The sequence below is a fragment of the Klebsiella sp. K4 genome (genome assembly GCF_014596785.2).
Classification (GTDB): Bacteria; Pseudomonadota; Gammaproteobacteria; order Enterobacterales; family Enterobacteriaceae; genus Klebsiella; species Klebsiella pneumoniae.
Map to the genome: position 1 here is coordinate 4,058,627 of NZ_CP115021.1, position 22,746 is coordinate 4,081,372.

Annotated in this window: 21 protein-coding genes and 1 other RNA gene; 7 read left to right on the top strand and 15 right to left on the bottom strand. The window is 57.7% G+C overall.

Annotation, left to right across the window (positions count from 1 at the left end):
- Positions 1–7: 7 nt before the first annotated feature.
- From IB144_RS20135 to IB144_RS20155, 5 genes are all read right to left on the bottom strand, one after another.
- The gene (locus IB144_RS20135) at positions 8–2,065 is read right to left on the bottom strand and encodes a beta-galactosidase (protein ID WP_065888841.1); all 2,058 of its coding nucleotides are present in this window, start codon (positions 2,063–2,065) and stop codon (positions 8–10) included.
- A gap of 31 nt (positions 2,066–2,096) precedes the next feature.
- Positions 2,097–3,299 (bottom strand): arabinogalactan endo-beta-1,4-galactanase, encoded by a 1,203-nt coding sequence (locus IB144_RS20140; protein WP_009307952.1) that lies wholly within the window; start codon positions 3,297–3,299, stop codon positions 2,097–2,099.
- Positions 3,300–3,303: 4 nt separating this feature from the next.
- Entirely contained in the window at positions 3,304–4,155 is an 852-nt protein-coding gene (locus IB144_RS20145; RefSeq protein WP_000079398.1) for a sugar ABC transporter permease, read from the bottom strand.
- 10 nt (positions 4,156–4,165) lie between these two features.
- Entirely contained in the window at positions 4,166–5,473 is a 1,308-nt protein-coding gene (locus IB144_RS20150; RefSeq protein ID WP_004177243.1) for a sugar ABC transporter permease, read from the bottom strand.
- A 62-nt stretch (positions 5,474–5,535) separates the two neighbouring features.
- A complete protein-coding gene (locus IB144_RS20155) occupies positions 5,536–6,768 on the bottom strand; it encodes a maltodextrin ABC transporter substrate-binding protein (RefSeq protein ID WP_002891991.1) in 1,233 nt (410 codons plus the stop codon).
- A 356-nt stretch (positions 6,769–7,124) separates the two neighbouring features.
- Between IB144_RS20155 and ugpC the strand changes: the two genes are divergently transcribed.
- Both ugpC and IB144_RS20165 read left to right on the top strand, forming a co-directional pair.
- Positions 7,125–8,234 (top strand): sn-glycerol-3-phosphate ABC transporter ATP-binding protein UgpC, encoded by a 1,110-nt coding sequence (ugpC, locus tag IB144_RS20160; protein WP_004177244.1) that lies wholly within the window; start codon positions 7,125–7,127, stop codon positions 8,232–8,234.
- Positions 8,235–8,468: 234 nt separating this feature from the next.
- The gene (locus IB144_RS20165; protein ID WP_004177245.1) at positions 8,469–10,028 is read left to right on the top strand and encodes an EAL domain-containing protein; all 1,560 of its coding nucleotides are present in this window, start codon (positions 8,469–8,471) and stop codon (positions 10,026–10,028) included.
- 34 nt (positions 10,029–10,062) lie between these two features.
- On the opposite strand, the gene IB144_RS20170 is transcribed toward IB144_RS20165, so the two are convergent.
- Complete coding sequence (locus IB144_RS20170) at positions 10,063–10,335, bottom strand: metal-sensing transcriptional repressor (RefSeq protein ID WP_004177246.1); 273 nt, start codon at positions 10,333–10,335, stop codon at positions 10,063–10,065.
- Between the two features lie 164 nt (positions 10,336–10,499).
- On the opposite strand from IB144_RS20170, the gene IB144_RS20175 reads away from it, so the two are divergent.
- Positions 10,500–11,381 (top strand): nickel/cobalt efflux protein RcnA, encoded by an 882-nt coding sequence (locus IB144_RS20175; RefSeq protein ID WP_065888840.1) that lies wholly within the window; start codon positions 10,500–10,502, stop codon positions 11,379–11,381.
- Between the two features lie 44 nt (positions 11,382–11,425).
- Here IB144_RS20175 and IB144_RS20180 read toward each other — a convergent pair whose 3' ends face one another.
- On the bottom strand, positions 11,426–12,040 hold the full coding sequence (locus tag IB144_RS20180; RefSeq protein WP_004177248.1) for a membrane protein: 615 nt from the start codon (positions 12,038–12,040) through the stop codon (positions 11,426–11,428).
- Between the two features lie 88 nt (positions 12,041–12,128).
- Here IB144_RS20180 and IB144_RS20185 point away from each other — a divergent pair, with 88 nt between their 5' ends.
- Positions 12,129–13,556 carry a PLP-dependent aminotransferase family protein gene (locus IB144_RS20185; RefSeq protein WP_048270468.1) on the top strand — a complete coding sequence of 476 codons (1,428 nt, stop codon included), beginning with the start codon at positions 12,129–12,131 and terminating at the stop codon, positions 13,554–13,556.
- A 134-nt stretch (positions 13,557–13,690) separates the two neighbouring features.
- Here the strand turns inward: IB144_RS20185 and IB144_RS20190 are convergent, their stop codons facing one another.
- The 3 genes from IB144_RS20190 to ffs form a co-directional block, all read right to left on the bottom strand.
- Positions 13,691–13,906, bottom strand: a complete 216-nt coding sequence (locus IB144_RS20190) for a hypothetical protein (protein ID WP_004142688.1) — start codon at positions 13,904–13,906, stop codon at positions 13,691–13,693.
- The gene (locus IB144_RS20195) at positions 13,903–14,160 is read right to left on the bottom strand and encodes a hypothetical protein (RefSeq protein ID WP_004147352.1); all 258 of its coding nucleotides are present in this window, start codon (positions 14,158–14,160) and stop codon (positions 13,903–13,905) included. The genes IB144_RS20190 and IB144_RS20195 overlap by 4 nt, the downstream gene beginning before the upstream one ends.
- Positions 14,161–14,469: 309 nt before the next feature.
- An RNA gene (ffs, locus tag IB144_RS20200) (signal recognition particle sRNA small type) lies at positions 14,470–14,566 on the bottom strand.
- Between the two features lie 240 nt (positions 14,567–14,806).
- On the opposite strand from ffs, the gene IB144_RS20205 reads away from it, so the two are divergent.
- Together IB144_RS20205 and IB144_RS20210 are read left to right on the top strand one after the other, a co-directional pair.
- Entirely contained in the window at positions 14,807–15,214 is a 408-nt protein-coding gene (locus tag IB144_RS20205) for a dTDP-glucose pyrophosphorylase (protein WP_004178755.1), read from the top strand.
- 67 nt (positions 15,215–15,281) lie between these two features.
- Positions 15,282–15,593, top strand: a complete 312-nt coding sequence (locus IB144_RS20210; RefSeq protein ID WP_004142687.1) for an MGMT family protein — start codon at positions 15,282–15,284, stop codon at positions 15,591–15,593.
- Between the two features lie 38 nt (positions 15,594–15,631).
- Here IB144_RS20210 and IB144_RS20215 read toward each other — a convergent pair whose 3' ends face one another.
- The gene (locus IB144_RS20215) at positions 15,632–16,123 is read right to left on the bottom strand and encodes a YbaY family lipoprotein (RefSeq protein ID WP_032445629.1); all 492 of its coding nucleotides are present in this window, start codon (positions 16,121–16,123) and stop codon (positions 15,632–15,634) included.
- A gap of 216 nt (positions 16,124–16,339) precedes the next feature.
- Between IB144_RS20215 and tesB the strand changes: the two genes are divergently transcribed.
- Positions 16,340–17,203, top strand: a complete 864-nt coding sequence (tesB, locus tag IB144_RS20220) for an acyl-CoA thioesterase II (protein WP_002891899.1) — start codon at positions 16,340–16,342, stop codon at positions 17,201–17,203.
- A gap of 54 nt (positions 17,204–17,257) precedes the next feature.
- Here tesB and amtB read toward each other — a convergent pair whose 3' ends face one another.
- The 4 genes from amtB to IB144_RS20240 all read right to left on the bottom strand — a co-directional run bounded on the left by amtB (position 17,258) and on the right by IB144_RS20240 (position 22,703).
- A complete protein-coding gene (gene amtB, locus IB144_RS20225; RefSeq protein WP_004152876.1) occupies positions 17,258–18,544 on the bottom strand; it encodes an ammonium transporter AmtB in 1,287 nt (428 codons plus the stop codon).
- Positions 18,545–18,577: 33 nt separating this feature from the next.
- On the bottom strand, positions 18,578–18,916 hold the full coding sequence (gene glnK / locus IB144_RS20230; protein WP_002891893.1) for a P-II family nitrogen regulator: 339 nt from the start codon (positions 18,914–18,916) through the stop codon (positions 18,578–18,580).
- Positions 18,917–19,159: 243 nt separating this feature from the next.
- Positions 19,160–20,938 carry a SmdB family multidrug efflux ABC transporter permease/ATP-binding protein gene (locus tag IB144_RS20235; RefSeq protein WP_002891880.1) on the bottom strand — a complete coding sequence of 593 codons (1,779 nt, stop codon included), beginning with the start codon at positions 20,936–20,938 and terminating at the stop codon, positions 19,160–19,162.
- Positions 20,931–22,703, bottom strand: a complete 1,773-nt coding sequence (locus tag IB144_RS20240; protein ID WP_004147344.1) for a SmdA family multidrug ABC transporter permease/ATP-binding protein — start codon at positions 22,701–22,703, stop codon at positions 20,931–20,933. Before IB144_RS20240 ends, IB144_RS20235 begins: the two co-directional genes overlap by 8 nt.
- Positions 22,704–22,746 lie beyond the last annotated feature (43 nt).

Below are 22,746 nucleotides of genomic sequence, written 5' to 3' on the forward strand. Positions count from 1 at the left end.
GAAGAAATTACGCGTGACGACGGAGAATACGGCAATCCCATGCCGACAGGGTCAGTGGAGCCGATACCGCCGCGTCGGTCAGGCAATCCCGATACCCTTGCGGCAGGGTCAGGGTATGGTTTTGCGCGCTGTAGTTCTGCAGGAAGATAAATGCGTTGTCACCGTCGGTGCGCGCAGTCGCCACCACGCCGGGTGGTAACTCCGTCGCTATCGCCCGCGGCAGGGCCAGCTCCTTGCTCAGGGCGGTAAAGAAATCGCGCTGGAAGGCTAAATCGTTGCGGGAGGCCACATGCCAGGCTTTGCCTTTCCCGAACGCGTTCACCGTCACAGCCGGCCGTCCGGCATAAAAATCATCCCGGTAGGTGGCCAGCGCCTGGGCGCTCTCGATATGGATCAGTTCGCAGAGATGGCGCACCTGATAAGGGCCCTGCAGACCGCACTGATTCCCGGCAAGCCCCTGCACCAGATTAAACTCGCCGTCATTCAGGCAGTCGATCTCTTCCGCCCAGATCCCCAGCAGATTGCGCAGCGGGCCCGGGAAGCCGCCGAGATAGCAGAGATCGGACTCATTGACGATACCGGTCCAGTAGGTGGTCACCAGGTGGCCGCCGTTGGCGACAAACGCCTCCGCCCGACCGGCAAAGCCGTCGCGCACCATATATAACATCGGGGCAATCACTAACTGATACGGCGTTAAATCGACATCGGCGTCAATCACATCGACGGCGATGCCCTGCTCCCAGAACGGGCGGTAGTGCTCGTTGACCGTCTTCTCATATTCCATCCCAAGATTGCGCGGCCCCTGGGCGTCATCCAGCGCCCAGCGGTTCTGCTGGTCGAAGATAATCGCTACTTTCGCCTCGGTGCGACAGCCCCTCACCTCCGGCAGCTTGCTGAGGATCTCGCCGAGCTGGCAGACTTCGCGGCCAATGCGGGTATCAATATGTCCGACGTGGTCGACAACTGCGCCGTGAAATTTCTCAACCGAACCGCGGCTTTTCCGCCACTGGAAATACTGCACCGAGTCGGCGCCATGCGCCACCGCCTGTAGCGAGGAAAGAGTATGCATTCCCGGCTTCTTCAGTTTGCTGGTCGGCTGCCAGTTGGTGGCGCCCGGGGTGGACTCCATCAGCACAAACGGTTTGCCGCCCTTCAGGCTGCGCATCATGTCGTGATACATCGCGGTGTAACAGGCCAGCGCGGTTTCGTCTTTATCGCGGTGCCACATCGGATAGCTGTCCCAGGAGATGAAATCCAGCGCCTCCGCCAGCTGCCAGTAGTCGTAATCGTAGAAATACTCCATAAAGTTGGTAGTCACCGGCAGGGAGGCATTCGCCGCCTTCAGCGGAGCAATTTCATGGCGGCAGAAATCGGTCACCTGAGCGGTGTTAAAGCGATGCCAGTCAAGATTAAGACCGTGGATCGACATCTCGCCCTGCGGCGCAGGCGATTCAATCTGCGACCAGTCGGTATAGGTATGACTCCAGAAGGTGCTCCACCAGGCCTGGTTGAGGTTCTCCAGGGTCTGGTAACGCGCCTTCAGCCAGTCGCGAAAACGGTTCTGGCAGAGATCGCAATGGCATTCACCGCCATATTCGTTGGAAATATGCCAGCCCAGCACCGCCGGGTGTGAGGAATAACGTTCTGCCAGCAGGGTATTGATTTGCAGGGTTTTCTCGCGATAGACCGGTGACGACATACAGTGGTTGTGACGGCCGCCGTGCAGGGCCGGCACCCGATCGCGCCCCACCCGCAGAACCTGCGGATAGCGCTGCGACATCCACGCCGGACGCGCGCCGCTCGGCGTGGCCAGAAAGACATGAATGCCGGCGGCATACAGTTTATCGAGGATAATATCCAGCCAGGCGAAATTAAATACCCCTTCGCGTGGCTCCAGTTTCGCCCAGCTAAATATTCCCACCGACATCACATTGCATTTTGCCTGCTGCATCATGGCAATGTCTTTATCAATAATATCGGGGGCATTCTCCCATTGCTCCGGATTATAATCCGCGCCATGCAGCAGCGTACTAACCTTCGGATGTAAAGGTGCAAATTTATTCATAATAAACTTCCTGAAAAAGACGACAAAAAAATTAATTAAAAACTTTTACCGACGGCAATACTTTTCCCTGGCAATCAAATAGCGCCTGATTTTCACGTGCATTACCCTCTTTCCACTCGTCGTGGATATATTTCATCCCCGCCGGGGTGGCCCAGGTATTTCCCGGCACGGCAATCCATGTAGGCTCCCAATAGAAAATACCTTTACCACGCTGGTCTGGCACATCAACCACCGCCTGCATTAAATCGTGAATATAGTTATATTGCCCCTGTACGCTGGCGGGATATCCCCCATCCTTTTCCTCTTTCGCCTGGAAACTATTTTCCGCGTTATCGCAGTTGGCCAGGGTATAGGCATAGGCCGCCTCGACGACGATGACGTCTTTGTTATAGCGTTTGCTGATGTCATCCATATTGGCCTTCAGGGCGCTGATCGGGCCATTCCAGTAGGTGTACATCGACAGACCAATCACGTCATACGGTACATGGCGCTTGTCGATCTCATCAAACCACCAGCGGAAGGTATCGTTCTTGGTCCCTTCGGCCAGATGCAGCATGATTTTCACCTGCTCGCCCTGGCGCAGGTTCTCCTTCAGGCCAGCGATAGCCGCGTTCAGCAGGCCAGCCAGCCGGTCGAACTCTCCGCCGCCCTGCCCCCAGCTTTTCCCTTCCGGCCACAGGATGCCGCCGTTGATTTCGTTGCCGATCTGCACCATATCCGGCAGCACGCCCGCCTGCTTAAAGCGGGCGATGGTATCGCGGGTATAGTCATGAATCGCCGTTTTCAGCTGCGGGTAATCCATCTTTTCCCAGGCTTTCGGCTTGAACTGCTTGCCGGGATCGGTCCAGAAATCGCTGTAGTGAAAATCAAGCAGCAGCTTCATCCCCTGGGCTTTCGCCCGTTTCGCCAGCGCCAGGGTGGTGGCCAGATCATTGTTACCTCCGCCATAGTCCTCGCTGCTCGCCGATTGCGGATCCACCCACAGACGGAGGCGGACATAGTTGACGCCGTTCTCTTTCAGAATAGCGATCGGATCCTTGCGCTGATTATTCTGATCGTAGAACGTCGCCCCGTGCTTTTCGGCGTCCAGCAGCGTGGAGATATCCGCGCCTTTGATAAAGTCCGCCGGCATGCCCTGAAACGCGCGGGTTGCAAGCGCGTCCGCGGCCAGAGAAGAGGTGGAGAAACTGCATGCCAGACAAACCGCAAGCCATGCGGGGGTGAATCTTTTCATGTGCTTATCCTTTAGTACTGCCCGAGGTCAGGCCGGAGACAAAGTATTTTTGTAACGCCAGGTAGAGGATCGCCACCGGTACGGCGATCAGCACCGCCCCCGCCGCGTAGGTGGTGTAGCTGGCACCCATTTTTTGCGCCACCAGGTTATACAGACCAATAGGCAGCGTGTATTTATCCGGGGTACGCAGGATGGTGCTGGAGAGGATGAAATCCCCCAGCGGACCGGTGAAAGAGAACAGCGCCACCACCGCGAGGATAGGCCTCGACAACGGCATGATGATCTCGATAAAGATGCGAAAGCTGCTGGCGCCATCCATGCGGGCGGACTCATCCAGATCTTTGGGGATCGCGTCGAGATACCCCTTCATCAGCCAGGTATTCATCGGGATCATCCCCCCGACGTAGATCAGCACCAGCGCCAAATGGCTGTTAATCAGGCCAAGCAGTTGCGACAGGACAAAGATCGCAATCAGCGCGGAAAACTGTGGGATCATCTGCAGCAGCAGGAACAGCATCAGCCCGTTCTGCCGCCCTTTAAAGCGGAAGCGGGAGAAGGCGTAAGCGGTAAAGCTGACGCTAATCAGGGTCAGCACCATAGTCAGGAAGCTGATTTTCATCGAGTTCCAGTACCAGGTGAGGTAATTCACATTGCCATTGAACAGATCGGCATAGTGCTGGAACGACACATTTTCCGGAATGATAGAGGTACTGAGCAGACTATTGCCGGCGTTCAGCGACGCCCCGACCGTCCAGACCAGCGGATAGATAATCACCACCGAGACCAGGATGACCACCAGCCAGGTGAGAGAGAGTCGGATCCACTTTTCGCGTTTAATACTGGGTGATTGAGCCATGTTGCTTCCCTTACGCCATGTCGTCATTTTTGAAGGATTTGGTGGCGCGGAACTGCCACAGCGCCAGGCCGACGACAAAGATCGACAGCAGGATCGTGATGGTCGCCGCGATGGCGTACTGCGACGAAGACATCGTCAGCTTATAGATCCACGACACCAGAATATCCGTCCCGCCGGCGTTAGAGCCTGCCACCGCAGGGCCGCCGTTGTTGAACAGGTAAATGATGTTGAAGTTATTAAAGTTGAAGGTGTACTGGGTGATGATGATCGGCGCGATCGCATACAGCACCAGCGGCAGGGTGATGGTGCGCAGACGGGTAAAGGCGCTGGCGCCGTCCATCGTCGCCGCTTCATACAGATCGTCCGGGATCGCCTGCAACACGCCGGTGGTCATGGCAAAGACAAACGGGAAGCCAAGCCAGGTCTGCATCATGATCAGCGCCGTTTTAGTCCAGAACGGATCGGTGAGCCATGCCTTCGGACTGATGCCAAAAAAGGACAGGATCGCGTTGTTGATGACCCCGAAGGAGTCGTTGAACATGCCGGCAAAAACGAGAATGGTGACAAACCCCGGCACCGCCCACGGCAAAATAAAGATGGTGCGGATCAGCGGCTTAAAGCGCAGATCTTTTTGGTTCACCAGAATCGCCAGCAGCACGCCCACCGTACACTGCAGGGTGGTCGCCAGCAGCGTCCACACCACGGTCCACTGCAGCACATCCAGGAAAGTGGAGCGCCAGATGGAGAGGGTGAAAATATTAATAAAGTTTTTCAGCCCCACCCAGTCCACCAGCTTCGCCGGCGGGGTGTGGTACAGGTTGTAGTTGGTGAAGGCGATGGCGAAACCGAACAGAATCGGAAAGATCACCACAAACACCAGCAGAATAAAGCCCGGGGTGATCATCAGGTACGGAAAGCCGTCGCTCAGCAGCATCTGGTACTGCTTACGCACGCTGTTGAGGGCGATCCCCTCATCGCGTTTTTTGCCGTTGAGCCACGCATCCCGCAGCGAGAGAAAATAGATCAGCACGCCGAAAGCGACGATCAGCACGCTGATAATCCCCTCGGCTAACAGGAAGATAGAGTTATCCCGCGGTACCTCTTCACCCAGGGTATATAACCCCCACAACCCCTCACGCAGGAAATCATAAAAAATCCCCAGAAAGCTGCTCAGCAGCACCAGGAAGACCAGCCCTTTCAGCCACTGGCGATGATAAAACTGACCGAAACCCGGCACGATTGCCAGCAGCAGGCCGCACCATGCATGGCGCCCGGGCCCGCGTGCGTCGCTAAAATTTTCGCTGGAATGGATGCTCACACTCGACTCCTTCTACAAACGGGAGGTCCCCCTCCCGCTCGGTGACTTCACGTGACGGTGAATTACTGATTGCTGGCCTGCATCGCTTCGATCTGCATCGTGATCTGTTTCACCGCGTTATCAAGCGCGGCCTGCGGCGCCTGCTTACCGGTGAGGCTCAGTTCAAGCGCGGCGTTGGCCGGCCCCCACACTTCCCCCATCTCGGGAATGCCCGGCATCGCTACCGCTCGCGCCGACTGGATGGCGACGGCGCTGGCCTTTTGGTCGTTTTTAATCACCGGATCGTCAATCATCGCCTTCAGCGGCGGAATTTCGCCAGTGGCGACATAGCGGGCTTTCACATACTGCGGCTGGTTGATGAACTCGATAAACTGTTGCGCCAGCGCTTTGTCTTTACTCCAGGTCGATACTACATAGCCTTTGACGCCGAGGAAGGAGCTCATCGGCTTGCCGTCCGGCAGGGTCGGCAGGGGCGCCACGCCATAGTTAATGCCAGCGGCTTCATACGGCTGGAAGGCCCAGGGGCCGTTGATCACCGCCGCCGCTTTTTTCTCGGTAAACAGGGAATCGATGGCATTCAGCCCGTTATCGCCGAGGATCCCCGCCGGAAAGACCTTCTCGGCATAGAATTTTTTCAGGAAGGTGACGGCTTCCACGGCGCCGGGGGTATTGAGACCCACCTGCTGCGGGTTAAAGCCGCCGCTGTCGTTTTTAGCAAAGATATAGCCGCCCATCGGGCCAATCGCCCCCCAGCTGTAATAGATCTGGTCAAACTTGGCGAGCAGGCCGTATTTGTTCTGCTCGCGCTGGGTTTTCGAGTAGTCCAGCCAGGCCTGCAGGCTGTCCAGCGGCTTGTCGATCAGGTCCTTGTTGTAGATAAGCACCAGGGTTTCCACCGCCTTCGGGATCCCATACAGCGCGTTGTCCATGCGGAAGGCATTGATGGAGGCTGGCGTAAAGGCATCCTGTTTCGCCTGATCGACGCTGAGCGGCGAGAGTAGTCCCTGAACCACGGCGCCGCCGAGCTGGTCATTCGGGATCACCAGCACGTCCGGCCCAATGCCCGCCGGGCCGTCGAGGCGCAGTTTTTCCAGTTGCTGGGCGTAGGGCATCTCCTGGAGATTGACCTTCACGTTGTACTGCTTTTCAAAATCGCTAACCGCGGTTTTGATGCCAGCGGATTTTTTAATGTCCTCCCAGACGTTGAGCTGCCCGGCGGCATGCGCCTGCAGGCTGGCGAGTTGCCCCGCCGCCAGGGTGGTAAGGATCAGTGCAGCAAGCGTGTTCTTTTTCATTATCAACCTCATGTGAAGGTATAACAATTTAATGGTTTTTATTTGAATTCCGTCTGCCAGTTAGAAAAATAAATCTTTTCAAACTGCCGTATTACGTGGAAAACATGTTCTGATGCGCTTTTGTTATACGCTACGCTTTGATCGTTGATAAAACTACCATAAGCTGCCAGTTGTGTGATCATCCTTGCAGAAATGAAACGTCCCTGTATGGCGCAAAATCCGCGGAAGTTATAGTCAGGGCATGATTTTACTGCTGTTGAACATCGTCACACTGATTTGTTACACGTAATACAAATCACACTCAACATAGCGATAAGCCAACGGCAAATAACAGCTACTCACTCCGGGGAATGTGGATGTCCAATATACGACTGAGGAATGTCACCAAAAGGTTCGGCAGCACGGTGACGCTGCACCAGGTCAATCTCGATATTGAAGATGGCGAGTTTGCCGTCTTCGTCGGCCCTTCCGGTTGTGGAAAATCGACGCTACTGCGCATGATTGCCGGGTTGGAAGAGGTCAGCGAAGGAGAAGTACTGATCGGCGATGAGGTGATGAATGATGTCGTGCCCGCCCGCCGCGGCGTGGCGATGGTCTTCCAGTCCTATGCGCTCTATCCGCACATGACGGTGGCAGAGAACATGGGCTACGGGCTGAAGGTGAATAAAGTGCCGAAAACGGAGATCCGTCGCCAGGTGGAAATGGTGGCTAAAACGCTGCAGCTCTCGCACCTGCTGGATCGTAAACCGAAGCAGCTCTCTGGCGGCCAGCGGCAGCGCGTGGCCATTGGCCGGGCGATCGTGCGTAATCCCCGGGTGTTTATGTTCGATGAGCCGCTCTCTAACCTTGATGCGGAGCTGCGCGTCGATATGCGCCTGCATATTGCCCGTCTGCACCAGGAGCTGAAGACCACTATGGTGTATGTCACGCACGATCAGGTGGAGGCGATGACGCTGGCCGATAAAATAGTGGTCATGAACTACGGGAAAGTCGAACAAATGGGTTCGCCGATGGCGCTTTACTACAATCCGGTCAACAAATTCGTCGCCGGCTTTATCGGCTCGCCGAAGATGAACTTTCTGCCGGCTATCGTCAGCGACTGGCAGCCGGAACGCTTAACGGTCACCCTCGCGCAGGACCATCAGCTGGCCCTGAATATCGCCACCCAGCCGCTGAAGCCCGGCGCTGCGGTGACGCTGGGGATCCGGCCGGAGCACCTCACCCCGGAAGTCGCCACCGGTACCGTAGTGGAGTTTCAATGTGAAGTGGTGGAGCGTCTGGGCAACAATACCTATCTGTTCGGCCAGTGCTACGGCCACGATAACGTCAAGGTTTTGCTGCCCGGCGACGTCCATTTCCGCCCGTGGCAGAAGATTAATCTGGCCTTCGACGACCGCTTCTGCATGGTGTTTGATGAGAACGATCTGCGCATCAGCGCCGACATCACGGCTCCGGATGCTCACTAGCTAACATATTGCTGTCATCTGCGCAGCGTATGCTGTGACTGAATGCCGGAATACACCCTGCCCGGCATTCACACCCTCATTTTTATTCTGCTGCATCGGAATCATCCTTCTCTCCCGGCATCGCAGGCACTTGTGATGCCGGCTTTTTTCCCTGAGCGGCATTCTTTCTCCCGCTGCGCCGGGCTTATCTTTCGCATATACTGATGACACCCGGCGAACGATAAGGACACAGGCATGAGGACCCGGCATCTGATGGCGCTGTTTACAGGAGTGCTGATACTGGCCATCATCCTGCCCATTTCACTCAGCATCTGGCAGGCGGCGCGGCAGGCCAAAATGCAGTTCTATCGTGAACTGGATGACTATTCCAACCGTATCGTCGTTCGGACGCTGCAGGTTGCCGACCAGGCCCGGGAAGCGTTACGAGAGGCTGACGCACACACCGCCGCCTCCTGTAGCCCTGAACATCTGCTTACGCTCCGCCGCATCGCCTATACCCATCGCTACATTCAGGAAGTGCTCTGGCTGCGTGATTCCGTGCCGCAATGCTCCTCCCTGGAAGACCATAGCGTCGCGGTCACCTTCCCCCCGCCGGACCATATTGCCCCCGACGGCTATCGCACCTGGCTGACCTCAATTAACGATCTTGGCCTCGATCATCAGATGACGGCCATGGGCAGCCGGCAGCACATGGTGATGATCGACCCCGTCTCCTTTATTGATGTCGTTCCCGCCAGCGAAGAGAAGATCCATACCATGCTGTTTGGCCTGGACCACCAGAAAATGGTGATCAGCAGTCAGCCGCTGCCGGCGAAAGTCTGGCAACGCATTAAAGATCCGCATGTGGATATGCTTACTCTGGATAACACGGTCTACCGGATCCAGCGCATTCCCGAGCTGGGCTCTGGCATCGTAACCTGGTCTTCAACCTTGCCGCTGCAGCAGCGCATTCGACAGCAGCTGTTCTTCTGGCTCCCTGCCGGCATTTTCACCAGCCTGCTCGCCACCTGGCTGCTGCTGCGTCTGCTAAGGCACCTGCGCTCACCGCGCAACAGCATGCTGGACGCCCTCAATTCCGAAGCGATTCAGGTTCACTATCAGCCGATTATTTCGTTGCAGGAAGGGAAAATTGCCGGGGCGGAGGCCCTGGCCCGCTGGCAGCAGCCCGATGGCACTTTTTTATCGCCGGATATCTTTATTCCCCTGGCCGAGCAGACCGGGCTCATCACGCAGCTGACGGAAGATATCGTCAGGAAAATTTTTGCCGATCTCGGCCCCTGGCTGCGGCAGCGGCCGGAAGTGCACATCTCCATCAACCTGTCGGTAGATGATTTACGCTCGCCCACCCTGCCGACGTTGTTGCACAATCAGCTACAGCACTGGGGGATCGCCGCCGAACAGATCATCCTTGAAATCACCGAGCGCGGGTTTGTCGACCCGGAGACCACCATGCCGGTGATCGCTCACTACCGTCAGGCTGGCCATCGGATCTCGATTGACGATTTCGGTACCGGCTACTCCAGCCTGAGCTATCTGCAGAAACTGGACGTCGACACGCTGAAAATCGATAAATCTTTTGTCGATACCCTCGAGTACCGGCCGCTGACGCCGCACATTATTGAAATGGCCAAAGCGCTCAATCTGGCCACCGTCGCCGAAGGGGTGGAAACCGAAAGCCAGCGCGACTGGCTGCGCCAGCACGGCGTTCAGTACGCCCAGGGGTGGCTGTACAGCAAAGCGCTGCCAAAAGAGCAGTTCATTCTGTGGGCAGAGCATAACCTCCATGCGCATTAAGCGGCGGGTGGTTTGAGCGGAACGTCAGGAGGCGCTACTTCAGATAGGATTTAATCACCTGCATCACCGTCTCCAGATCCGCTTCGCGCTGCGTCTCGTCAGGCTCTTTCACCACATGGTCGGTAAGATGCCCCTGAATAACCTGCAGCATCATGCCGTTGACCGCGCCGCGGATCGCCGCCAGCTGCTGTAATATTTCAGCGCACTCATGCTCGCGATTAAGCATTTTCTCTAACGCGATACTCTGCCCCTGAATTTTCTTCAACCGGGTCAGTAACATCTTTTTATGTCGAACTGTATGTGACATTGCACGATCCACCGTTTCATTCTGTCCGGGATTACCGACCTGCGTGGTCAGCAACGCCTGCCAGCATACCATGATCCTTTTTATTAGCCGCTTTATCTACTGGGGGGTAGTATTTCACTACTGGGGGGGAGTAGGATGATCGCACTTTTGGCAAGGATCCCGATATGAACGATTTCACTTCCCTTCTGCAGCAGGGCAATGCCTGGCTGTTTATACCCAGCGCAATACTGCTCGGCGCGCTGCACGGCCTCGAACCGGGCCATTCAAAAACGATGATGGCCGCCTTTATCGTGGCGGTACGGGGAACGTTAAAACAGGCGGTACTGCTGGGGCTGGCGGCCACGGTTTCGCATACGGCGGTGGTCTGGCTGATCGCCATGGCCGGCCTGTGGTTTGGCCGCGGCTGGAACGCCCAAACCTCTGAACCCTGGTTTCAGCTGGTCTCAGGGATTGTCATTGTGCTGATTGCCTGCTGGATGCTCTGGCGCACCTGGCGCGAATCGCAGCCTCACACGCACCATGAGCACCACCATGAACATGAGCACCAACATGAACATGAGCACCACCATGAACATGAGCACCACCATGACCATGATCACCACCATGACCATGATCACCGCCATGACCATCACCATGCGTCCTCATCCGCCGCGCCGCTGGTGGCGGAGGAGTGGCAGGACGCGCATCAGCGGGCCCATGCCCAGGAGATCAACCGGCGCTTTGATGGCCGTCAGGTGACGACCGGGCAGATCGTGCTGTTTGGCCTGACCGGCGGGCTGATCCCCTGCCCGGCGTCCATTACCGTGCTGCTTATCTGTTTACAGCTGAAGAAATTCTCGCTGGGCGCCACGCTGGTGCTGGGCTTTAGCGTTGGTCTGGCGCTGACGCTGGTGGCTTCCGGGGCCATCGCCGCCCTGAGCCTTAAACATGCCACCCGCCGCTGGCCGTGGCTTAATGACCTCTCGCGCAAGGCGCCCTGGTTCTCAGGCTTACTGATTATTGTGGTGGGGATCTACATGATGCTTCATGGCCTGAGCGGCCTGTAAGCGATGAAAGGCCCTCTCCATGATGAAGAGGGCGATGGGTTAATTCAGGAGACTATTTCCCGGGGAGGGCTGACCGCGTTGCGGCTGACGGGCTGGCTGAACCACGGTAGGCACAGCTGGATCAGCGGCCCAATCGACAGCGCGTAGATGACGGTTCCGACGCCAAATTTACCCCCCAGCAGCCAGCCAATCAGCAGTACGGAAAGCTCGATCGCCGTCCGGATACCGCGCAGTGACCAACCAGTGCGAGCATGCAGACCGGTCATCAGGCCATCGCGCGGCCCGGGGCCAAAGCCCGCGCCAATATACATTCCGGTAGCGATAGCGTTCAGCACAATCGCTCCTACCAGCAGCGCACTGCGCGCCACCATCGACTCCAGCGGCGGCAGGACGGCCAGCGTGGCGTCCGCCGCTAGTCCCAGCACGATGACATTGCTCACCGTGCCGAGCCCCGGCATTTGCCGGATCGGGATCCACAGCAGCAGTACCGCCGCGCCGGTCAGGATAATCACCGTACCGAAACTGATACCCAGCTGTTTAGCCACCCCGAGATGGAAAACATCCCACGGATCGGCGCCGAGATTGGCATGCACGAAGAGCGCCGTGGACACGCCGTAAAGCACCAGACCAATATATAACTGCAGCAGGCGACGAAGCATATTTTTTCCTCAACATCATTGCGAATGCCCTCATCATCAGCAAAAATGGACTGATAATTAATGGCCAGTTTTGGAAAAGTGGATCGCTATGTCAGCCCGACGCTTTGGAACCCAATCGCTGGTACGCCTGCTCGGCAACTGGCAGGAGACCAGCTCACGCACGCCGCTATGGCGCCAGCTGGCGGAAGCGCTCCGCCTGCTGATCCTTGATGGTCGCCTGACGCTGCAAACGCGCCTGCCCGGCGAGCGCGAGCTGGCGGCGGCCCTGAACGTCAGCCGGACCACCATCGCCAGCGCCCTCGGCCAGTTGCGGGAGGAGGGCTTTCTCTACAGCCGCCAGGGGAGCGGGTCACGCATTGTTTTGCCGGAACGCCCCGCCGATCTTCCTCTGCCTGCCGGCATCTCATCTACGCTTAATCTATCTACCGCCGCCCTCAGCGCCGGGCCGGAGGTCCATCAGGCCTTCCAGCACGCTATGACCCTGCTGCCGCCCTATCTCGCACAGACTGGCTATGACCAGCAGGGGCTGCCGGTGCTGCGGGAGGCGATTGCCCGGCGCTACAGCGAACGCGGTCTGCCGACGCGGCCCGATGAGGTGATGGTGGTCAACGGCGCCCTCAGCGCCTTCGCGCTGATCCTGCGCCTGTTCACCGGGCCGGGCGATCGGGTGGTTATTGACGCCCCCACCTATCCGATGGCCATCAGCGCCATTCAGGGCGCCTCCTGCCGCCCCGTCGGGGTTGCGCTTCCGCAGCAGGGATGGGACTGCGATGGACTGGCGGCGACTATTGCGCAGACTGCGCCGCGGCTGGCGTGGCTGATGCCGGATTTTCACAACCCCACCGGACGCTGTATGGATGCCCTCACCCGCCAGCGGGTTGCGGACATCGCCGCCAGGACGCGAACAACGCTGGTAATCGACGAGACCATGGCCGACCTTTGGTATAACGCGCCGCCGCCCCCGCCGCTGGCCAGCTTCAATCCCGATGCCGCGGTGCTCACCATTGGTTCGGCCGGGAAAAGCTTCTGGGGGGGACTACGTATCGGCTGGATCCGCGCCAGCGCACGGACCATCGCCTCGCTTATTCAGGCCCGCGATTCGCTGGATTTGGGTACGCCGCTGCTGGAGCAACTGGCTTGCTGCTGGCTACTGGAAAATGCCGCCACACTGCTGCCGCCGCGGCGGGAGATGCTCAAGGCGCGCCGGGACATGTGCGAAACGCTGATGGCGGAATATTTTCCCCGCTGGCGGTTTTCGCCACCGGAAGGTGGGCTCTCTTTTTGGGTGGAACTTCCTGACATGCTGGCCACCCTGTTCTCTGCGCGTGCGGAAAGCCAGGGGATCCATATCGGCACCGGTACGCGGTTTGGGCTGGAAGGGGCGTTCGATCGCTATTTACGTCTGCCGTTTACGCTGCCGGATGAAGCATTGCGCCGGGCCTTCTCCACGCTACAACCGCTGTGGCAAAGCCTTGCTGAACAGAAGGAAAATACACGTTTGCGAAAAATAATATAAGAAAATAGCGACGGGCTGACTTCAGCCCGTCAAATGACCTTCATCCATGAGGTATATGAGATGTTTTTATAAAATTGCCTGGCTATCCTGCCCTCTGGTTATGGCAACCCAATGACAGAAAGAAGGCAATTTCATTAATGCTGGCGCGGAATAGGAAACCCTTTCAGGGAAATAATAAAGCCATCTTCATCTTTTTTGATTTTAGCGCCGGTGTCACACCAGTCGGAAGCAATGCGAAAGAACTCATCACTACCGATATTCCAGTTCAGGCGGACGTGTTTTACGTATCCTGAGCGCAACATATCGCAAGCTTCGCTATAGTTGCTGGCTGTAGAGAATTGTTGTTTCATTTTTTCTTCTTCAGAAGTTTTCTTAATGCTTTGATTTCTTTAGGGGTAAGTGGCGTCGCTTCCTCTTCGGTATGCTGGCTGTCAATGTCCTCTTCCGTCACCCCCGCCTCACCTGCTGACTCCTCCAGCTGAAAAGCCAGCTGCAGCAGCTTTTCCGTTGCCGTACCCAGGTTCTCGTTATTAACTTCCGCAAAATGACGCAACTTTTCTTTTAGCTCTGCGTCAATTTTTACATTCAAAACCACTGTGGTCATAGCTACGCTTCCCGTGCAATAAAATCATCATAATTAATACACGAAGTTAACATGCTGATCCAGAGATATATTTTACAGCATGAGCCTGGCAACAAATTCCCATCAGTAAGATGCGCTTTATTTATGACATGCAAATGACATTAATATTTCAGTAGTATTTCAGATTTATGACAAGTAAATATTATGGAATAAAAGCAGGGGGTTTTAACAACAAAAACTAATATGCGATCTTTATCAGAAATTAATTATTGCAGGAGTAAAAACCGGACAAATATAAGGGAAACACCAGGCGGGAGAAATGGGTGGGGGCCCTGCCAGCTACATCCCGGCACACACGTCGTCTGCTCTGGCTGCTTCCTTCCGGACCTGACCTGGTAAACAGAGTAGCGTTGCGGGAGAACCAACAGAGCCCCCATTGAGAGCGTTAGTTGCCTAACGCGCTGGCGCATTATCCCTGCTGGCCTGGTGAATTGCAAGCTCACACCGTCCGCCTGCTGGTTTATTGCGCAATAACGCGAATAAAACCAGCCACTCACGGTCAGCCTGTGAGATTGCGAGCCCGCGCTCAGCACACATCCGGGTTATCCACCATACTTATCCTCTTCGTCCTCTTTTATCACCAGTACATTGTCTCGACGGTAATCGAATGACTGACTCATCACCACAGACCATCACTCTGCCTTTACCTGCTATTGAAGGGATGACCATCGCCTTTCAGGGCGTAAACTACCTGCGTCCTGAAAAAATGCTCGACTTCGCGACCATCAGTCCCGCGCCGGTGCGGGCGGTTACGCCGCTGGCGCTGCTCTATTCCACCGTCGGCGTGCTGCGCCAGGTGGAGCTACGCAAGCTGCCGGTCTATATCAGCGGTCGGGTGGTGTACCCTATCTCGTCGTTAACCATGCCGGGCCTGCGCGCGAGGCTGATCATCAACGCCACTTCGCAGCGGTTGAAATTTCTTGAGAGTCTCATCGCCAGCTCAGCCTCCGACAATGTCCATGGCATGCAGATCCTCGGCCTCGCTCTGACGTTCACCGTCGAACAGGCCGCCTGACCCAGGCCGGCTGTACAGCTCCTGGCTTAGCGCTTATGCTGACGTTTTGCCGGTAACAGGACAGAAAATGGCTCCGCACGACACATTTCCCCAACGCGTCTGGCACATCGTGGCGTCGATACCGGAAGGGTATGTCACGACCTACGGCGAGGTCGCCCGGCTGGCAGGTTCACCGCGCGCGGCGCGCCAGGTGGGCGGCGTATTGAAGCGCCTGCCGGAAGGGTCCACCCTGCCATGGCATCGGGTGGTCAATCGCCATGGCGATATCTCCCTCACCGGCCCCGATCTACAGCGGCAGCGTCAGGCGCTGCTGGCCGAGGGTGTGCAGGTCTCCGGCAGCGGCCATATCGATCTCCAGCATTATCGCTGGGTTTATTGAAGGCAAAAAAAAAGCCCCCATCCGGGGGCGTAGCGAGCTTACTGGGCGACAGGAACTGCGGTCTGCTGGACCGGAACCAGCGTCAGGTCGGCATGAGTGCCGCCCTGGTTTATGACCGTCTGCACGGTATCGGTAATAAACATCAACTGGCCGTTAACCGTGATCGCCGCGCTTAGCAGAATGCGAGCGTTCGGTTGAATATCTGCCGGGTTGTAAGGCAGCGCAAAGTTAAATGGCGCCTGTTTGCCTTCGGTACGCACCGCTTTTTGCGACAATACGCGGGCTGGCGCATCTGCCAGAGAAGCATCCGACAGGGTCACCGTCAGTACCGCATCCGGCGGTAAAGCGATTCTCTGGCGGATATTAATCGTCCCCGTGACGCTCGGCTGCTGCTGCGCCACGCTCAGCGTCGCGATACCGTAAGGGTCGGGCGCGGCCGTCTGCGTCGAAGAATTGTTCGAGTGGTGATTAGCACAGGCGGTCAGCGTCGCGGCGACGGCTAAGGCACTAAACATATAGGCAAATTTCATGATGTTCTCCTTATCATCCCTTAATACCCAGGAGGATGTTCCGCCGCTTCGCCGGCAGGAACTTTCGTGTCGTCAATAAGTGTGGCACAGATCTCAGATTTGTTCCTGTTAACTGGTCGTTATTCAGATTATTACACCCATCGGACCACTTGCGATTCCAGGTTATACTTGGCCACATTACGCGCGCTGCGCCGCTATTGTTAATTGAGGATAAGTATGAGTCAGGCACTCTCTAATCTGCTGGCATTATTAGATCTGGAAAAAATTGAGGAAGGGTTGTTTCGCGGGCAGAGCGAAGACCTGGGGTTACGTCAGGTTTTTGGCGGCCAGGTAGTGGGTCAGGCGCTGTATGCGGCAAAAGAGACCGTGCCCGTTGAGCGTCTGGTTCATTCGTTTCACAGCTACTTTCTTCGCCCCGGCGATAGCCAGAAGCCGATCGTTTACGATGTGGAGGTGCTGCGCGACGGTAACAGCTTCAGCGCCCGTCGGGTAGCCGCCATCCAGAACGGGAAGCCGATTTTCTATATGACCGCCTCCTTCCAGGCGCCAGAGAATGGCTATGAGCATCAGAAAGCAATGCCGGCCGCCCCCTCCCCTGACGGCCTGCCTTCGGAAACCGATATCGCTCGCAAGCTGGCGCATCTCCTGCCGCCGCAGGTGAAAGACAAATTCCTCTGCGATAAACCGCTGGAGATCCGTCCGGTAGAGTTTCATAACCCAATGAAAGGCCATATCGCCGAACCGGTGCGCCAGGTCTGGCTGCGCGCCAACGGCGCCGTCCCTGACGATCTGCGTATTCATCAGTATCTGCTGGGCTATGCTTCAGACTTTAACTTCCTGCCGGTGGCGCTGCAGCCGCACGGCGTTGGTTTCCTTGAGCCCGGCATGCAGGTCGCCACCATCGACCACTCTATGTGGTTCCACCGGCCGTTTAATATTAATGAATGGCTGCTGTATAGCGTCGAAAGCACCTCGGCCTCCAGCGCCCGCGGCTTCGTTCGCGGCGAATTCTACACCCAGGATGGCACGCTGGTTGCCTCAACGGTTCAGGAAGGGGTGATGCGCAACCGCAACGCATAAAAAAAGCCTCCCGGACGGGAGGCTTTTCGCTATCAGGAGAGAATGGCTTTTTTATCAGGCGTTATAGGCGTTTTCGCCATGGCTGTTGACGTCCAGCCCTTCGCGCTCCTGCTCTTCCGGCACGCGCAGCCCGACGGTCATATCCGCCACTTTGTAGCCGATGAATGCCACAACGCCGGACCAGACCACGGTGATGGCGATACTTTCCAGTTGCACCAGCAGCTGATGGCCCATGGTGACGCCTTCCGCATAACCGACGCCGCCCAGAGAAGTCGCCGCGAAGATACCAGTCAGGATACAGCCGACGATGCCGCAGACGCCGTGAACGCCGAAGACGTCGCAAGGATCATCCACACGCAGCCAGCGTTTCAGCGCAGTCACGCCCCAGATACCCGCCAGGCCAGAGGCGATACCGACGATCAGCGCCCCGCCGACACCGATATAACCACACGCCGGCGTAACGCCAACCAGACCGGCAATTGCCCCGGAGCAGGCGCCCAGCAGTGAAGGTTTGCCGCGCAGAGCCCATTCGCCAAAGGTCCACGCCAGGATAGCCGCAGCGGTCGCCACGACGGTGTTAACGAACGCCAGGGCCGCAATTTCATTCGCTGCGCTGGCAGAGCCGGCGTTGAAGCCGAACCAGCCCACGTAGAGGATAGCGGTGCCAGTGAACACCATCGGCAGGTTATGCGGTTTGAACGCTTCTTTGCCGAAGCCCACGCGTTTGCCCATCATATAGGCGCCGACCAGCCCGGCGACCGCGGCGTTGATGTGCACAACGGTGCCGCCGGCGAAGTCCAGCGCGCCATGGGTCGCCAGCAGACCGCCGCCCCAAACCATATGCGCAATCGGCACGTAGGAGAGTGTCATCCACACCACCACGAAGATCAGTACCGCGGAGAAACGAATACGTTCCGCCAGCGCCCCGACAATCAGCCCGACGGTGATGCAGGCGAACGAGCCCTGGAAGGCCACGTGGATATACTGATAGAAGGTGCCCATCAGCGCTTTCAGCTCAATATTTTTCAGCATCACCCAGTCAAAGCTGCCGAAGAAGCTGCCGCCGGTGCCGAAGGCCAGGGTATAGCCATAAATCACCCACAATACGCAGACCAGGCCAAAGGTGACAATCACCTGAGTCAGCATGGACAGAACGTTCTTACCGCGGATCAGGCCGCCGTAAAACAGCGCAATCCCCGGGATAGTCATAAACAGAACCAGCGCGGTGCAAATCATCATAAACGCGTTATCGGCTTTGTCCGCCACCGCAGGCGCGGCCATCGCCAGCCCCGGCAGAAGGGCTAATGCCCCCAGACCCGATTTCATTGTTGCCATTTTCATTGTTTCGTTCCCCATCACTGTGTGGTCTGGAAATTACAGTGCCGCTTCGTCAGCTTCGCCGGTACGGATGCGAATGACGCGCTGCAATTCAGCGACGAAAATTTTGCCGTCGCCAATTTTTCCGGTGTAAGCCGCTTTGCTGATGACATCGATGACTTCATCCAGCTGATCGTCGGCAATCGCCACATCAATCTTCACTTTTGGCAGAAAGTTGACGCTATACTCGGCGCCGCGGTAGAGCTCCGCGTGACCTTTCTGACGGCCAAATCCTTTGACTTCAGTGACCGTCAGGCCCTGAATGCCGATGGAAGACAAAGCTTCACGCACGTCTTCCAGTTTGAATGGTTTGATTACCACGGTAACCAGCTTCATAAGTCCCCTCCAGTCAGTATTCGGTAATGGCCGCAGCTAACACGATGGATATAAAGCAAGGGCTATGCCAGAAATGAAAAAAGGCCGCAAAGCGGCCCTTTGATGGCAAAAAACAGGGGACAGGTCAGGCAATATCCTGCGCAACGGCGCCTGGCGCGCAAAAATGCACCACAACGGTGCATTTGATGTAACGTTTTTGCACCATGGCAGGCCGCCCAGCGTTCCCTGCCTGCTGGTGGTGCATCAGGCGCTGAGCGACTCCTCTCTGGCGCTGGCCGCCAGCTCTTCGCCGGCCAGCTGCAGCTGATACATCTGCCAGTAGCGGCCTTTCGCCGCCAGCAGCTGCTGATGGGTGCCCCGCTCGACAGCCTGACCTCGATGCAGAACCAGGATGGTATCGGCCTCCACAATGGTCGACAGCCGATGGGCAATAACCACGAGGGTGGTATGCTGGCGGACCTTCGCCAGCGCCTGCTGGATCGCCTGCTCGGTACCGGAGTCGATGTTTGCCGTCGCCTCATCCAGAATCAGTACCTGCGGGGTGTCCACCAGCACGCGAGCCAGCGCCAGCAGCTGCTTCTGCCCGACGGAGAGATTATTGCCCTGCTCGCCCAGTTGGGTGTACAGCCCATCGCTCATGCTGCGCGCCACCGCCGCCAGCTGCACCGCCTCCAGCGCTTCCCAAACCTGCGCCTCACTGATGTCCCGGCCCAGCGCGACGTTGGCGTAGAAGGTATCCGCCAGCACTACGGGATCCTGTTGCACCATCGCGATGCCCCGACGCAACGCGCTGTGGCTGAGGGATGCGAGCGGTCGACCATCGATGCGGATCTCGCCGTGGGTTAACGGGTAATAGCCCATCATCAGACTGGCGAGGGTACTTTTTCCGCTGCCGGTATGTCCGACCAGCGCCACGAAGCTGCGGGAGGGAATATCCAGCGTGATATCCTGGAGAACCAGACGGTCCCCCCGGTAAGCAAAGGAGAGATGGTCAATTTCCACCCGACCGCTGCTCAGCGGCGCGTCATCCGTACCCCACGCCTGGCGCGGGCGATCCATCAGCTCGAAAACGCGCTCGCCGGCGACCACCGCCTGCTGCAGCATCGACTGCTGGGTGGTCAGCTCGATAAGCGGCTCGTTAAGGCGTCCAAGATAGCTGATAAACGCGTACAGGACCCCAACCTCGATCGTGCCCACCGCGCTAAAGCCGAACAGCATCAGCAGCCCGCACAGCACCAGCGAGGAAAAAAGGCTCAGCAGCGGGCGCAGCAGAAAACCGTCCAGGCGCAGCGTCTGCATCCGCGCCAGATAGTGGGCATAGCTGGCCTCGCGCATCCGTTCGCCAAAGCGCGCCTGCTGGCGGAACTGCTGGATGACGCCCATGCCGTTGATCACTTCGTTGAAGCCATCGTTGATGTCGGCAAGCCAGGCGCGCACCCGCCGCACGATCGGCGTGCTATAGCGCTGATAGATAATCATCACGATCAGCACCGCCGGGAAAATCGCGATCGCCACCAGCGCCATCCGCCAGTCGAGGCTAAACATCGCCACCAGCATCGCGCCGATCAGCGCTGCGCTGCGCAGTACCGTAGCCACCACCGTCACGTACAGATCGCGAATGACTTCCGTATCGTTGGTTACCCGTGAGATAAGCTGCCCAACCGGCTGGGTATCAAACTCGCTGAGCGGCTGATGCAGGGCGGCATCCATCACGTCGCTGCGCAACTGCTGGACGACGCCGACCGCGGCGCGGTTAAACAGCAGCGACTGGTTATAGTGCAGGAGCGCCGCCAGCAGCTGCAGGCCGATATAGGCTACCGCCAGGCCGGCCACCAGCTTCAGCGGCAGCGTATGTTTCGCCACCATGTTGTCGATGAAATAGCTGATAAGCAGCGGGCCGCTCACTTCCGCCGCCGCCGCAATCCACATCATCGCCACCGCGATGGCCAACGGCTTGCGCCACGGTGAACCATAGGCCAGCAGGCGTTTAAGCGTCGGCCAGAGTTCGGTAAAGCTACGCATCCAGGGCCTCCTCTTGCGTCTGCGGAACCTCGTCGAGCGCGGCCTCCAGCTGCTGATATCGATACATGTCGCGGTACCAGCCGGGCTGCACGGCCAGCGCCTCGTGGCGGCCGCGCTGGGCAATATGCCCATGCTGCAGTACCAAAATTTCACTGGCCTCGGTGAGCGCCGACAGGCGGTGGGCGCTGATAATGACCGTCCGCCCCTCCCCCCACTGGCGCAGGTTATGCAGGATCTGGTGCTCGGTGCGGCCATCCACCGCCGATAAGGCATCGTCGAGGATCAAAATTTCGGCCTCCAGCAGCAGGGCGCGAGCAATCGAGATGCGCTGTTTCTGGCCGCCGGAGAGCATCACGCCGCGCTCGCCCACTTCGGTCTCGTAGCCCTGAGGCAGACGCAGAATGTCGTCATGCACGCTGGCCAGTTGTGCAACCCGCTCAATCTGCGCCTGCGTCGCGTCCGGTTTTCCCAGCGCGATATTATTGGCGACGGTATCGGAGAATAAAAATGGCGTCTGATTGACCACCGCCAACCGGGCGCGCCAGCTGTCGAGCTGCAGAATCGGCAGCGGCAGATCGTGAAAGCGGATCTCGCCGTGAGTGACGTCAAAATGGCGCTGCAGCAGCGCCAGAATGGTGCTTTTGCCGGCGCCCGTCGGCCCGCAGATGCCCAGCATTTGCCCCGGCTGGAGAGTAAAATTTACCTGCTCCAGCGAAGGTTTGCTCGCCTGCGGATAGATGAAATCGCGAATAGCAACCTGCAGGACGCCACGGCCTGCCGGCACCGCCTCGGTCCCGTCATCCACCGCCGGCGCCTCTTCAAGCATCGTGCGGATACGACCATAGGCCGCGCTACCGCGCTCCACGATGTTAAACATCCACGCCAGCGCCAGCATCGGCCAGATCATCAGGCCAAGATACATCACGAAGCTGGTCAGCTGGCCCAGGGTCAGGCTGCCGTGGATCACCATCCAGCTGCCGCCGCCGATGGCCAGCAGGTTAGCGGCCCCGATGGCGATATAGATGGTGGGGTCGAAGCGGGCGTCAATGCGCGCCACGCGCATGTTTTTCGCGCCGGTATCGGCAGCATCGGCAGCAAACTGCGCCGACTGGCGATCCTCCAGCCCAAACGCCTTAATCATGCGGATGCTGGTCAGGCTCTCCTGCGTGCGATCGTTGAGGCTGGAAAAGGCCGCCTGAGCAACGCGAAAACGTTCGTGAAGCGCATCGCCGTTGCGTTTGATCGCCAGGGCCATCAGCGGCATCGGCAGCAGCGCCAGCAGAGTAAGCTGCCAGCTAATCTGCGTCGACATCACAATCAATACCGCACAGCCCATCACCAGGGAATCCACCAGGGTTAATACTCCTTCGCCAGCGGCAAACACCACCCGGTCCACGTCATTGGTGGCGCGGGCGATAAGATCCCCGGTGCGATGGCGCAAATAGAACGCCGGATGCTGGCGGCTCAGTTGCCGGTAAAAATCTTCCCGCAGCTCAACCGCCAACTGGTAAGAAGCACCGAACAACAGCACGCGCCAGACATAGCGCAGCAGGTAGACCATCACCGCGATCAGCACCAGCGCGCCGATCCACATCCACACCTTCTCCGCGGTGTAATGCTGTTGCGTCACGCCGTCGACCACAATGCCCACCACCTTCGGTGGAATAAGCTGCAGGACGGCAATAATGACCAGCAGGGCAATTGCGCCAAGATAGCGGCGCCACTCCCGGCGGAAGTACCAGCTGAGTTGAGCAAATAATCGCAAGCAATAAAATCCTGATTTTGTAATGGGTTACGGCGCAATACCG

Bases quoted from the DNA above. Each gene is read 5' to 3' on its own strand.
- IB144_RS20135 (WP_065888841.1), bottom strand. From the start codon at position 2,065: ATGAATAAATTTGCACCTTTACATCCGAAGGTTAGTACGCTGCTGCAT.
- IB144_RS20140 (WP_009307952.1), bottom strand. From the start codon at position 3,299: ATGAAAAGATTCACCCCCGCATGGCTTGCGGTTTGTCTGGCATGCAGT.
- IB144_RS20145 (WP_000079398.1), bottom strand. From the start codon at position 4,155: ATGGCTCAATCACCCAGTATTAAACGCGAAAAGTGGATCCGACTCTCT.
- IB144_RS20155 (WP_002891991.1), bottom strand. From the start codon at position 6,768: ATGAAAAAGAACACGCTTGCTGCACTGATCCTTACCACCCTGGCGGCG.
- ugpC (WP_004177244.1), top strand. From the start codon at position 7,125: ATGTCCAATATACGACTGAGGAATGTCACCAAAAGGTTCGGCAGCACG.
- IB144_RS20165 (WP_004177245.1), top strand. From the start codon at position 8,469: ATGAGGACCCGGCATCTGATGGCGCTGTTTACAGGAGTGCTGATACTG.
- IB144_RS20170 (WP_004177246.1), bottom strand. From the start codon at position 10,335: ATGTCACATACAGTTCGACATAAAAAGATGTTACTGACCCGGTTGAAG.
- IB144_RS20175 (WP_065888840.1), top strand. From the start codon at position 10,500: ATGAACGATTTCACTTCCCTTCTGCAGCAGGGCAATGCCTGGCTGTTT.
- IB144_RS20180 (WP_004177248.1), bottom strand. From the start codon at position 12,040: ATGCTTCGTCGCCTGCTGCAGTTATATATTGGTCTGGTGCTTTACGGC.
- IB144_RS20185 (WP_048270468.1), top strand. From the start codon at position 12,129: ATGTCAGCCCGACGCTTTGGAACCCAATCGCTGGTACGCCTGCTCGGC.
- IB144_RS20190 (WP_004142688.1), bottom strand. From the start codon at position 13,906: ATGAAACAACAATTCTCTACAGCCAGCAACTATAGCGAAGCTTGCGAT.
- IB144_RS20195 (WP_004147352.1), bottom strand. From the start codon at position 14,160: ATGACCACAGTGGTTTTGAATGTAAAAATTGACGCAGAGCTAAAAGAA.
- IB144_RS20205 (WP_004178755.1), top strand. From the start codon at position 14,807: ATGACTGACTCATCACCACAGACCATCACTCTGCCTTTACCTGCTATT.
- IB144_RS20210 (WP_004142687.1), top strand. From the start codon at position 15,282: ATGGCTCCGCACGACACATTTCCCCAACGCGTCTGGCACATCGTGGCG.
- IB144_RS20215 (WP_032445629.1), bottom strand. From the start codon at position 16,123: ATGAAATTTGCCTATATGTTTAGTGCCTTAGCCGTCGCCGCGACGCTG.
- tesB (WP_002891899.1), top strand. From the start codon at position 16,340: ATGAGTCAGGCACTCTCTAATCTGCTGGCATTATTAGATCTGGAAAAA.
- amtB (WP_004152876.1), bottom strand. From the start codon at position 18,544: ATGAAAATGGCAACAATGAAATCGGGTCTGGGGGCATTAGCCCTTCTG.
- glnK (WP_002891893.1), bottom strand. From the start codon at position 18,916: ATGAAGCTGGTTACCGTGGTAATCAAACCATTCAAACTGGAAGACGTG.
- IB144_RS20235 (WP_002891880.1), bottom strand. From the start codon at position 20,938: ATGCGTAGCTTTACCGAACTCTGGCCGACGCTTAAACGCCTGCTGGCC.